This is a genomic window from Shivajiella indica, from assembly GCF_042683085.1.
Lineage (GTDB): Bacteria > Bacteroidota > Bacteroidia > Cytophagales > Cyclobacteriaceae > Shivajiella > Shivajiella indica.
In genome coordinates this window covers 19,861-33,051 of sequence record NZ_JBHUIV010000005.1, presented here as the reverse complement: position 1 = coordinate 33,051, position 13,191 = coordinate 19,861, and the positions used below count along the sequence as shown (strand labels likewise).

General features: G+C 38.4%; 8 protein-coding genes. 7 read left to right on the top strand and 1 reads right to left on the bottom strand.

The annotated features are described in order from the left end of the window. The first annotated feature begins 85 nt into the window (after nucleotides 1-85). Both ACFSKV_RS02285 and ACFSKV_RS02280 read left to right on the top strand, forming a co-directional pair. Complete coding sequence (locus ACFSKV_RS02285; protein ID WP_380800055.1) at nucleotides 86-841, top strand: 3-keto-disaccharide hydrolase; 756 nt, start codon at nucleotides 86-88, stop codon at nucleotides 839-841. Between the two features lie 80 nt (nucleotides 842-921). Next, on the top strand, nucleotides 922-2,889 hold the full coding sequence (locus ACFSKV_RS02280; protein WP_380800053.1) for a glycoside hydrolase family 127 protein: 1,968 nt from the start codon (nucleotides 922-924) through the stop codon (nucleotides 2,887-2,889). Nucleotides 2,890-2,901: 12 nt separating this feature from the next. On the opposite strand, the gene ACFSKV_RS02275 is transcribed toward ACFSKV_RS02280, so the two are convergent. Continuing rightward, nucleotides 2,902-3,945 carry a twin-arginine translocation signal domain-containing protein gene (locus tag ACFSKV_RS02275; protein WP_380800052.1) on the bottom strand — a complete coding sequence of 348 codons (1,044 nt, stop codon included), beginning with the start codon at nucleotides 3,943-3,945 and terminating at the stop codon, nucleotides 2,902-2,904. Between the two features lie 135 nt (nucleotides 3,946-4,080). Here ACFSKV_RS02275 and ACFSKV_RS02270 point away from each other — a divergent pair, with 135 nt between their 5' ends. The 5 genes from ACFSKV_RS02270 to ACFSKV_RS02250 all read left to right on the top strand — a co-directional run bounded on the left by ACFSKV_RS02270 (nucleotide 4,081) and on the right by ACFSKV_RS02250 (nucleotide 12,680). After that, on the top strand, nucleotides 4,081-4,917 hold the full coding sequence (locus ACFSKV_RS02270) for a sugar phosphate isomerase/epimerase family protein (protein ID WP_380800050.1): 837 nt from the start codon (nucleotides 4,081-4,083) through the stop codon (nucleotides 4,915-4,917). A gap of 157 nt (nucleotides 4,918-5,074) precedes the next feature. Then, nucleotides 5,075-5,701, top strand: coding sequence for a 7-carboxy-7-deazaguanine synthase QueE (locus ACFSKV_RS02265; protein ID WP_380800048.1), 627 nt, complete (start codon nucleotides 5,075-5,077; stop codon nucleotides 5,699-5,701). Nucleotides 5,702-5,705: 4 nt separating this feature from the next. Next, nucleotides 5,706-7,625 carry an OmpA family protein gene (locus ACFSKV_RS02260; RefSeq protein WP_380800047.1) on the top strand — a complete coding sequence of 640 codons (1,920 nt, stop codon included), beginning with the start codon at nucleotides 5,706-5,708 and terminating at the stop codon, nucleotides 7,623-7,625. Between the two features lie 427 nt (nucleotides 7,626-8,052). Continuing rightward, nucleotides 8,053-11,136: a SusC/RagA family TonB-linked outer membrane protein gene (locus ACFSKV_RS02255; RefSeq protein ID WP_380800045.1), complete on the top strand. Its 3,084-nt coding sequence runs from the start codon at nucleotides 8,053-8,055 to the stop codon at nucleotides 11,134-11,136. Between the two features lie 5 nt (nucleotides 11,137-11,141). Beyond that, a complete protein-coding gene (locus ACFSKV_RS02250; RefSeq protein WP_380800043.1) occupies nucleotides 11,142-12,680 on the top strand; it encodes a RagB/SusD family nutrient uptake outer membrane protein in 1,539 nt (512 codons plus the stop codon). The last annotated feature ends 511 nt before the right edge of the window (nucleotides 12,681-13,191 follow it).

Below are 13,191 nucleotides of genomic sequence, written 5' to 3'. Positions count from 1 at the left end.
GAAGGATCTCAATAATTTAGGAGACCCTTCGCTTCACTCAGGGTGACGTACATTTCTGTCATTGGTAGTAATTAAAATTAAATCCATGAGAATTTACCTTATCAGTTTATTGCTTTTTATTTTAAGCTGGAATCCTGATTCCCTTATGGCTCAGGACTATTTATTTGAATTTGGAAAATCAAGGGGTTTGGAAAGCCTTGTGAGCCCTGATTCACCTGATGAAACACCTTTAAAATGGTATAACGTCAACACGGAAAAAGATACCTGGTATTTTGAAGGAGATGAACTGGTGTGTAAAGGTTTGCCGATTGGTGTAATCCGCTCCGAAAAGCAATATGAAAACTTTATTATGTATATTGAGTGGAAGCACATGGAGGCAGGAGGGAATTCCGGAACTTTTGTTTGGAGTAGTGCTGTCCCTGGAGAAAACCGATTACCTGATGGGGTGGAAGTACAAATGCTCGAGCTGGACTGGGTAAATCAGAATAAAAAAGATGGGGTGCTGCCTCCGATTGCCTATGTACATGGGGAACTCTTTGGGGTAGGGGGTGTGACCACATTGCCGGATAATCCACGGGGAACTAGAAGTAAGTCTATTGAAAACCGATGTTTGGGAAAAGGGGAATGGAATACCTATGTAGTTGTTTGTGTAGACGGGGTAATCAAGCTATCGGTAAATGGAAAATTTGTTAACGGGATCAGTCAGGCAAGCCAAAAAAAGGGATATATCTGCTTGGAATCAGAGGGTGCGCCTATCCATTTTAGAAACCTGAAGATTACAGAACTGCCACCAGGTGTGACCTCGGAGGAACAGATTGCTCCCTTATTGTCTATGGATTAATTTGATAATTGTCCGAAAAGTTTAAACCAGGATTTTAGACCCTTTGCATTCGAGTTGGATGTTATACTTACCCAATGACCATGAAGAATAAAACTATAATTACCCTAATGTTTTTTGCCCTGGCATTTTCCTCAAATGGGCAATCAGGATTCACCAAATTGGAACCCATTAGTTATTCTGAAGTCATCATCAAGGATGAATTTTGGAAACCCAAATTAGAAAAGGTCGCCACATCGGCCCTTCAGGTTTGTATACAGCAGACAGAAGTTGAGACCGGTAGGATTCGGAATTTTGAAAAAGTTGCCCGGGGGAAAAATGAAAAACATGAGGGGATTTATTATGATGACAGTGATGTGTACAAAGCACTGGAGGCAATAGCTTATTCTTTGAAAAACAGGTCGGATGCAGGATTGGAACAAAAGGCAGATGAATGGATAGATAAAATAGCAGCTGCTCAGGAGCCTGATGGGTATATCAATACCTATTATTCATTGACCGGTTTGGAAAATAGGTGGACAGATATGGATAAGCATGAAGCCTATTGCGCAGGTCACCTGATTGAAGCTGGCGTAGCCTATTATCAGACCACAGGAAAGAGAAAATTGTTGGATGTTGGCATTAGAATGGCTGACCATATTGATGAGACTTTTAGACAAAAAAATATTCCTTGGGTGGTTGGCCATGAGGAAATAGAATTGGCTTTGGTCAAATTGTATAAAGTTACAGAGGAGGAAAAATACCTTGAATTATCGGATTGGTTTTTGGAACAAAGAGGTCGTGGGTATGGTGTAGGGGCTATATGGGATAATCCAAATTGGGGAGCAAAATATGCACAGGACGATGTACCGGTGAAAGAACAGAAAGAAATTACAGGCCATGCGGTAAGGGCCATGTACCTCTATACAGGGGCAGCTGATGTGGCTGTGGCAAAAAGAGATGATGGCTATATGAATGCCATGAAAAATGTTTGGGAGGATGTGGTTTTCAGAAATATGTACATTACAGGCGGCATAGGTTCTTCCGGAAGCAATGAAGGTTTTTCGGTAGATTATGACCTTCCTAACGAAACGGCCTACAGTGAGACCTGCGCTTCTGTAGGGATGGTTTTTTGGAATCAGAGGATGAATGCTTTAGAGGGGGAATCAAAATATATTGACGTTTTGGAAAGGAGCTTATACAATGCAGCATTGGATGGATTGAGTCTACAGGGGGATAGGTTCTTTTATGGCAATCCATTGGCATCCTCGGGTCAGCACTTTAGGAGAGCCTGGTTTGGCACTGCCTGTTGCCCATCTAATATTTCAAGATTAGTGGCGTCTGTGGGGAACTACATCTATGCAAAATCAGATAATGCCATTTGGATCAATCTTTTTATCGGTAGTGAAACAATTATTCAAATGGGAAAGGTGGATGTTCCGATTATAATGGAGACAAAGTATCCATTGAACGGGGATATTTCCATTACCGTGAATCCTGAAAAACCTGTTCAATATGCCTTAAAACTGAGACTTCCCGGATGGGCCAATGAAGAACCTGTTCCTGGAGGCCTTTATAGGTTTGAGGCGAAGAGTTCTTCCTTCTATAAAGTCTCATTGAATGGAAAAGAGGTAAAGTATACAGAAGAGAACGGATATATTACCATTGATCGCAAATGGAAAAAGGGAGACAGAATTGAATATTACTTGCCAATGGAAGTTAGAAAAGTGGTAGCTAGAAAGGAATTAGCAGCAAATAAAGACAGGGTTGCTTTGCAAAGGGGGCCTTTGGTTTATTGTGTTGAAGGGTCTGATAATGAAGGGAAAGCATGGAATATCCTTCTGCCGGACCTTTCGAAATTTGAGGTGGTGGAACATAAAGTCCTGAATGAAAAAGTGATGGCTATAACTACTGAAGCTTCTATTTTAACACCCTCTCCTAATGGAGAAGGTATTGTTTCGGAAACTAAAACCATAACAGCCATACCCTACTACACCTGGGCTAACAGAGGTCAGAATGAAATGCAGGTTTGGTTGCCTACTAAAGTCAAAGAGGTGAAAATCAATTATTAAGGGTGTATTCGTCTACACCCTTGATAATTTGATTGGATAAGTTTTTGAAGCATTCCATTGACAGACATAAATGTTTTCATCCTGATCGATACAAACATCATGGCAGTGTTTGAAAACAGGTTCTTTCTGAATCATCAATTGAAGTTCTCCATCAATGTATTTTGGCTCGGTTCCTCCCGGGTTGGAAACCACCTTGTTGTGTTCATTCAAAATGGTTACAAAACCTGAGTTATCCATTTGTTCCAGGTATTTTGCCCTGGACCAGCAAACCCCAGCATAAAGGTTTTTTTCATGAATGACTGGGCGGCAGACAAAAGCACCGGGCAAGAAGATAGTTTCTAAATACTCTCCTTCCATAGAAAACCTTTTAAAGGAATTGTGTCCCCTGGAAGTACATAGCAATGTAGGTTTTCCCTCACTTCTATAGTCTACTGCTATTCCATGTGCGGTCTTAAACTGGGCATCGCCATGTCCATCCCCGCCAAATTTTCGGATAAAATTTCCATCACGATCGTATTGAAGGAAAAATTGAGAGCCATATCCATCGGCCACATATAGGTCTCCATTCTTTGCGATTGCCGTTTCTGTTGGCGTGTACCTCATTCCCTCTGAATATATCCCTTCTTTCAGGGGAGACTTTATCTCTGTGATTACTTTTCCTTTTAGATCTGTTTTGACGACTCTTCCGCCATTGTCAACAATCCAAAGGAACTCTTCCCCCCCTTCATCTACAAGGGACAGTCCATGGGCAGCAGTCATTCCTAAAGTCCATGAATCTAAAAGCTTTCCATCCTGACTGTATACAATAATATTGTTTTTTGGTTCATCCGTTACCATAAACAATCTCCCCTTTTTATCCATCACCATTTCATGGCAATTGATTACAGGATACTTGGCGGGATCAAGATTTCCCCATTTTGTGTCTACTTTATATCTAAAATCACCATGACCAATGATGGTGTCGGCATTCCATGCAAATGATAAATCGGGTTGAAGGCTCATAGCTATTCCTGTTATTGCGGTTTGTTTGAGAAATCGTCTTCGGCTGGTATTCATGGAGAATTTAAAGATTTGTTCTAATTCGAAACATAATATCAGAAAATTTTCAGTTTCTATAATACCATTGGTAAAAATTATTGATTATTGATATTTTGATTATGCTTATATTTCCATTAAAACCCTAAATGACCTATGAAAATAAATATTAAACACATGTTACTGGCCATTTTGATTCTGATTACTGCCAATCTTCAGGCCCAGGAAATTGCACTCCAACTGTATAGTTTGAGGAATGAAATGAAAGATGATGTGAAAGGCAGCCATCAACTTGTGGCAGATTGGGGAATCAAATACCTTGAAGGAGGAGGGACTTATGGCATGGAACTGGAGGAGTACAAGAAATTCATTTCCGGATTAGGTCTTTCAGTAATTGCCGTAGGAGCAGATTTTAAACAGCTACAGGAAAACCCACAGGAAATAATTGACAATGCCAAAGCATACGGGGCTAAGTACGCCACATGTTTCTGGATACCCCATACCAATGGTCAATTCAGTATCAAAGAGACCCAAGAAGCTATTAAAGTGTTCAATGAGGCAGGGAAAATCCTAAAAGATGCAGGTATCACGCTTTGCTATCACCCACATGGATATGAATTCAAGTCTCATGGTAATGGAACGCTTTTCGATGAAATGTTAAAAAATGCCAAGAATTATGATTTCAACATGGATGTTTTTTGGGTACAAATGGGTGGAGGAGATCCTTTGGCCATTATGAAGAAATATCCAAAGAAATTTCCTTTGCTGCATCTAAAAGACAGGGCAATTGGTACACCGGGAAGTGATGATGGAAAAGGAGATGTTGAAACGAATGTAGTTCTTGGGACAGGGGATATAGATATTCATGGATTGATCAAACAAGCGCAGAAAGTAGGGACGAAATATCTGATTATTGAAGATGAGTCCTCCAGATCTGTTCAGCAGATCCCGCAAAGTGTAGCCTATATCAAAAAAGTGATGGCCGAAAAGTAAGAAACAAAAAATTCAATGAAGAGCCCTCTAAATAATAGAGGGCTTTTTGATTTATAGGATGAGGTATTCGGTCTGAATTGTTTACTGTATGATTTTGGCTTACCTTTGCAGTCCAAAAAACTCAGCGGTTCAATAACCCGCTTTACCAAAAATTTAAATGGACAAGACAAAAGGAGTTAAAGAAGGATTGATGCTTCCTTTGATGGAAGCTTTCTACACCATACAAGGTGAAGGAGTATATTCAGGAGTGCCTGCATATTTTATCAGATTGGGTGGTTGTGATGTGGGATGTGTTTGGTGTGACGTCAAAGAATCCTGGGAAGCAGGAAAGTGGCCGGTAATTCCAATTGAAGAAATTGTGGAAGGGGCTTTGGAATATCCTGGTAGAATGGTGGTAATTACCGGTGGAGAACCTTTGATGTATAATTTAAATCCTTTGACAGCCCTTCTAAAAGAGAATGGTTTTGCGATCCATATAGAAACCTCTGGAGCACATCCTTTTTCGGGCGATTTCGATTGGGTTTGCTTCTCTCCGAAAAAGTTTAAAGCACCGCATCCGTCCATTTATAAAAAGGCAGATGAATTGAAAGTGGTTATTTTCCATAAATCTGATTTTGAATTTGCTGAAAAACATGCTTCATTAGTGCAGGAAACCTGTGTAAAATCAATTCAACCGGAATGGAGCAAAGCAAAATTGTATATGGATTCCATTGTAGAATATGTAAAATCCAATCCTGATTGGAAAATTTCACTTCAAACCCATAAATTTATGGACATACCATAAACCCATGAGAATCGCCCTCCTTGCTTTTATTTTATTGTTAGTTGCTGCACAAGGCTTTGCCCAGGAATATTCTATTATTGATAGCAGGGCTATAAAACTCCATCAGGAGGGAGATGAATTGGTGAAAAAGAGGATGTACGATGAGGCTATTGAAAAATACAAAGCCTCTATCAATAGGGAGGCGGGTTTTCTGGAGTCGTACATCAAATGGGGACGTATTCTGCTCACAAAGGGCAATCCTGAAGAAGCCCTAAAAGTAGTGGAAAGAGGGGAAGCAAGATCTGCCAAAGCAAGCAATAAGGTAAAATCAGAATTTGGTTGGCTTAAATTGAACATTTATCTGGCTCAAGGAAGGTTTAATGAATCACTCACTAAATTCAAAGAACTGGATCCTATTTTGTCTGCTGATTTCAAAAGGACTTTGGAATACCGGGAAATGACTGAACAAATGACTTTTTTGTCTGAACAGCTTAAAAGAGAAATTGTATTTCTTAAAGAAAAATTACCGGATCCTATCAATGGATACAAGCTGCAATATTTCCCGGTATTGACAGCAGACAGCAGAAAATTACTTTTTACCAAAAGGGATGGAACCGAAAACTATCAAACAGAGGATATTTTTGTAAGTTATTTACGTGATGATGAGGAAAGCTGGACCAAACCGGAAGGTATTTCAAAAATTATCAACACCTCTTATAACGAAGGTACCTGTACCATTTCTGCAGACGGAAATATATTGATTTATACCTCCTGCGATGCACCTGATTCTTTTGGGAGTTGTGACCTGTATATCGCATATAGAGTCAATGGAGAGTGGCGAAGGTCTGAAAATATGGGTAAAAACGTCAATTCCAGGAATTGGGATTCGCAGCCATCCCTTTCTGCTGATGGTAGGATTTTGTTTTTTTCATCAGACAGAAAAGGAGGATATGGGGGTAATGATATTTGGTATACCCTTAGAATGCCTGATGGAACATGGTCTGATGCCAAAAACTTAGGGTCAATCATCAATAGCCCAAAAGACGAAGTTTCACCTTTTATTTATTTCAATAATGAAATTTTATTTTTCGCTTCCAATGGGCATAGGGGATTTGGTGGGATGGATCTTTTTGTATCCAGGGTTGAAAACGGTGAATTCACAGAGCCTGAAAATTTAGGTTATCCTATCAATGATCAACGTGATCAGTTCTCTCTTTTCATTACCGCTCAGAGAGATTATGCTTATTACACAGAAAGTATTTTCAAAGAAGGAAAGGTTGAAAATTCCTTTTTGTACCGTTTTAAATTTCCTGAAGAAATTGAAATAGGGGAGAAATTAGTGGTTACCCAAGGAAAGGTGTTAAACAGTAAAACCGGTCAGCCCATTGATGCCAGGTTGTCTTTAGTAAGCCTAAGTAATGACAGTACCTTGTATCAGTTTAGATCAGATGGGAAAAGTGGGGATTTTATGATGATCTATCCTGACAAATCTTTCTCAGGACTTTATGTGGAAAAAGAAGGGTATCTGCCAAAGATTTATAATGTTGAAAGGGACAGCCTTAAAAATAAGGAAAACCTTGAAATTGCTTTGACCCCAATTGCAACAGGGGAAGCGTTCATTTTTGAAAACATATTTTTTGATTTTGACAAAGATGAGTTGAAACGGGAATCTATGAGTTCTTTGGTAAGGCTGTATGATTTTTTGATTGTCAATAAAAATGTGAAAATTCTTATTTCCGGCCATACTGACAATGTGGGGTCCAATACATACAATCAAAGCCTAAGTCAGAGGAGGGCAGAAAGTGTGAAGAAATATTTACTTTTAAAAGGGATAAAAGAAGATAGGATGCTTTCTGTTGGAATGGGAGATAAGGAGCCTATCCGACCAAATGATACTCCTGAAAACAGGGCGCTAAATAGAAGGATTACGATTACCATTCTTTAATTGGAAAGAATTTTTGGGCTGATTTCTTAGATAAGTAAAATTGCTGTGTGTTTTTGAAATCCAACGATATTCCAGATTTTTATGGTATTTTATCATTTAGGTGCAATTTTTTTTAAAAAATATTTTTATTAGGCTCAGCCATTATAATTCATCCTGATTTGAGGTCAAAAAAGGAAAATCTGTATTTGAAATTAAAAAAAATCTGTTTGAAATAAAATTTTGTTTTTAGTAGAATATGATTTTTTCACAACTGTCTTATTTTGAAAATAACAAATTTTATTTAATAATATTTTATTTAAATATTTTTTTTATAATTTTAGGCCAGGTGAAATGTGCTGCAACTTAATTTTACCTGATAGCTACATAAAAAAAAAGAATCTCAGGGTTCAATTAGAGAATTACATTTATTAAATCAAATAGACCCGATATGAAGGTATTTTTATCTTTGATCGCCTGTTTATTGTTTATTTCTACGGCCACAACAAATGCCCAGAGTAGAATTGTAAGCGGGCAGGTTTTTTCAAAAAAAACCAATCAACCCATTTCCGGTGCCTCCATAATTTTGAGGGGTACCACCATTGGAACTTTATCAGATTTAAACGGTAGGTATGTGCTTAACGTCAATCAGGAAGACTTTACCCTTGTATATAGTTATATAGGATATCAGACTGAGGAAGTGATATTTGGTTCTGAGGATTTAATGGATGTTTACCTTACTCCTTTACCTGAAATCAAGGAAGAAGAATTAATAACGGTGAAAGAGGTTATTGATGAGGAGGAGGAAGAAGTTCAGGATCCACAAAAGGATGATGCCAGATCGAAAGTGACCGGTGATTTGATAGAAAATATTCCTTACCAATCCTTTGACAGAGCAATGCAGGGAAGAACATCAGGGCTTTTGGTAAAAGCTGCCAGTGGGATTCCAGGAGGCGTAATCAACGCAAGGATCCGTGGAGTTGGTTCAATTTATGCTGGGAATGAGCCTTTATATATAGTTGATGGGATATTGATAAATAATGTTTCTTACTCACAGTTTACACAGTCCAACCCTTTGGCTTTTTTGAATCCCAATGAAATAGAATCTATTGAAGTATTGAAAGATGCGGCTTCTACAGCCATTTATGGTAATCAGGGGGCCAACGGAGTAATTTTGGTTACTACCAAGAAAGGCCAAACCGGGAAAATGAGAGTGGAACTGAATGCCTACGCAGGGGAAACGATGCCGATAAAATATTTTGATCTTTTGGAGGGGCCGGAATGGTATCAATTGAGAAGAGATGCCTACAGGAATTCCGGAAATATTATTCCCGAGGCTTTGGCACTGTCCAATATGGGGGTTTTACCGCAAAATTGGAATCAGTTGAGTGCTGCAGAATTAGATGCCATAGGATTGAGTCAACCTACCTATGATTGGCAGAAGGAAATGATGGGTAAAAGTATGTTGCATAACTATGAACTGAATGCATCTGGGGGTGGGAAAAATACCCTCTATTATGTGTCAGGGTCTTATCACTTCAGTGGTTCATCTTTTTCACCTGTTGATTTTGAAAGGGGTACAGTAAGGGCATCTATAAGCCAGACCATAAAGAAAAGACTTAGACTTGAAGCTAATGTCAATTTGGCCACCATCGGTCAGAATGTTCCATTTTCTATAGATGGTGCATTTTTGGGTAATCCTGCCTATGCCACATCCCTGATTTTGAGGCATAATCCAATTTTTAACGAAGATGGGACTTATAATACCAATATAGGAGGATTAGCAGGTCAGAATATTGCCATGGTCAGAGATTACAATTCAGGACAGGCAAAGACAGATGCAGCGGTGGGTAATTTTATTTTGAATTATAACATAACCAATAACCTCAATTATAAAGGTCTGGTTGGCGTAGATTACCGGATCATAGAGGAATTTAGTTTTAGGGACCCTAGGACACCAGACGGGGAAACCGTTAATGGGCGTAATTCCGCAGCAGAGTATCTTGTTGAAAGATATATGACCAATCATACCTTGGATTGGACAAAGAAATTAGAGAATAGCTTACTGTCGGTATATGTTGGATATGAATATTTAACGGAAGAAAGGGACGGTTTGTCCTCAGTGGCTACTGGCATATCCTCTCCTTCTTGGGATAATTCCCTTTCTGGAATCAATATAATTTCCAGTGATACACTTTGGGCTGGTTATAAAAGACAAGGGGCATTTTTAGGAGTAAATTATCAAATTGCTGAAAAATATCTTATTCATGCCGGAACAAGATATGATGGATCCTCCAAGTTTGGCACAAATTTCAGATATGGATGGTTTCCTTTTGTAAAATTAGGTTGGAATTTGGCCAATGAGGAATTTTTGAAAAGCTCCGGAAAATTGTCTGTATTGAGATTAAGGGCATCTTGGGGGCTTTCTGGAAATGATCAGATCGGTGATTTTAGGGCACTGGGTATGTATGGACAGGGTAATACTTATGCTGGGGGAAGTGGAATACAGCCCATATCCTATGAAAACCCCAATTTAAGATGGGAGACCAATGAAACTTTGAATTTAGGGCTGGATTTCGGTACGGCGAGTGGGAAAATTTCAGCGAGTATTGATGTATTTAACAGGAAAACCAATGACCTGATTTTGAATATACCCATTCTCTGGATCAATAATTCTGAGGCATTTTTTAGGAACATAGGAGGATTGAGAAACAGGGGTGTCGAATTTGAAATCAATACCGTTAACCTTGAAAAGGGAGTTTTCTCATGGTTTTCTTCTTTCAATTTTAGTTATATAAAGAATGAGGTGACAGCCTTGTATGATGGACTACAATCTATCCCTGATAATCCAAGATGGGCTGTGGGCCAGCCGGTTGGGAATCCGGCTTTTCCAGGTGAGCTTTCTCCGGGCTCTTGGTTTGTGGCTGAATATGCAGGGGTAAATCCTGCTACCGGAAGGCCAATGTGGCTGGATGCTAATGGAAATCACACCTATTTGCCTACCAATGATGACAGGATATATTGGGGTTCTAATTTCCCTCCCTATTTCGGAGGTTTCAATAATACATTCAAAATAAAGGGATTTGAACTGACAACTTTTTTCACTTATGAATATGGTGCAATTGTCTCAGATGGTCAGTATAATTTTTTAAGGGACAACGCCAATGTGTTTACCTTCAATGCATTGAGGGATATTAACGACAGGGCTTGGCGGGAGCCGGGAGACATGACTGATATTCCCAGGAATTTTGCCCAGCAATTGGGAGATGGGGCGCGAAGTCAAAACAGAAACTTCGGCTCAGCTTCCCTGCTCAAATCGGATTTTATAAGATTGGCCCAATTGAAGATTGCTTATTCCTTTAACCCTGAACTATTAAGGAATATAGGATTGTCACAGGCAAGAATATATGCCCAGGGAATCAATCTTTGGACGTATACCGATTATCCCGGTTATGATCCTGAATTTATGGGTACTGGAACAGGTCAGATTCCGGTTCACAAAAGTTATAATATTGGTATCCAGTTAAGTTTTTAATGGTTATGAAGAAGATCGGAGAAATACTTTTAAATGTAGCAACGAAAGCTTTACTGCTTTGGGCGGTAGCAATGGTGTTATTTTCCTGTGATCTCGAAGTGGACCCCAGACAGACTATCCGTACATCTGAAGCTCTGGATAATCCCCAAAGGATGGAACAGGCCCTGAATTCTGTATATGGAAGATTAAGGTCTACAGACCACTATGGTAGGGATATGTTTGCCAAGTCGGATGCCTTGTCCGATGTGGGATACGCAACGGGAAATTCCGGGAGATTGGTTCCGGAAAATGATAATGTGCCAAATGCCCATTTTTCTTCAGGCTTTTGGCAAAACAGTTATGCTGCCATCTCTGAATTAAATTTGATTTTGGATCAAATCGAAAAAGGAGTCACTGGGGCTTCTGAAACAGAATTGTCCAGATGGGAAGGAGAGGCAAAGTTTTTGAGAGCCTTGTATTTTTTTGATCTCGTAAAGGTTTATTCCTATATTCCTACAGCTATTTACCAGGAAGGGGTGGTGGATCAGGGAGGTATACCTATGCCATTAAACCCCATATATATAGCAGATGTGGCCTATTTTAATCAATATCCGAGAGCCACCCTTTCCCAAAACTATAGTCAGATTATCAGTGATTTGAATGAGGCTGTTTCCTTATTACAAAATTCTTCCAGACAAGGGGCTCAGTTCGCCTCAGCAGGTGCAGCATTGGGATTGCTTTCCCGGGTGGCTTTGTACAATGGAAACTGGCAAACTGCCTTGAATGCATCCAATTTGGCTTTAAGTTCCAGCAATGGAGAATTGCTCTCAGGTGAAGCTTATATTAATGGTTGGAGGGCTACAGTGAATCCGGAGTCTATGTTTGAGGTAAGAATTCAGTCTCCAGAGGAATCACTTGGACAAGATGTTTCTTTGCAGGCTTCTTTTACTACCATATTGGATTTGGAAGACAAAAATGCACGGGGAGGGTGGGGAGATTTGATTCCCAGTCCTATAGTCTTGGATTTATTCGGCTTGGAACCAGTTCAAATAGGGAATCCTGCTACAGACAATAATAACTGGGATGTTACCAGAAATCAGGATGTAAGAGCAATGCTGTACACTACAGGTAACAACCAGAGATTTGCCAGAAGACAGATTGAGTGTATGAAATTCATTGGAAAAAATGGGTTTAGATATGGGGATAATATTCCTGTCATAAGAAAATCAGAAATGTTATTGAATAAAGCTGAAGCACTTTATCATTTAGGAAGGGAAATTGAGGCTTTGGTCGAGCTGAATACTTTTAAAGCTTTAAGGGGGAATAATCCTGTGAGTTTGGATCGTCAGACTATTCTAGAGGAAATACTTTTGGAGAGATTTAAAGAGTTTGCTTTTGAAGGCCAAAGGTTTTTCGATTTGAAGAGATATGGGAGAGATATTGATAAGAGATCTTATTTAGGTCCTAATGATTTTGTTGCTTTTGAAGATTTCAGAATATTGGCTCCGATCCCGAGACGCGAAGTAGAATTGAACGGTAACCTTAATCAAAACAGAGGGTATTAAAATCCAATTATTTGGTTCAAGGATTTCCCTTACTTTCTATCCTGGAGGTAAGGGATTTTTTTTGAAGTGAGAGGTTCACCTTATCCTAACCATTAATAGCTTAAACAATACATTTAAAAATAATGTTAGAGGTATAAGAAAATATATGTATATACATAATTTTATAAATTATTTCATATACATATTTAAATTTTGTTATTTTTCTAAATAAAGATTAAAAGTATTGCAAAAATATAATTATACCAAGAATTTAACTAAAATTACTTTTAATTTTTAATATTAAAAAAATAATATAAAAAATAGTAAAATATAAATTAATTAAAAAAAATATTTTTTAAATTTTATTTTGTATTATTTTAATTAACCAAATAATTAAATAATTAGGTAAATGATTAATAATGTAGTTTTAATTTTTTGTTAACAAAAGTTAAAAAAAATTTTATTCCGTTAAATCAAAAATATTACCCGTATAAATATTGAGTAATTTTAATAAATATTGAAAATTCAAAAT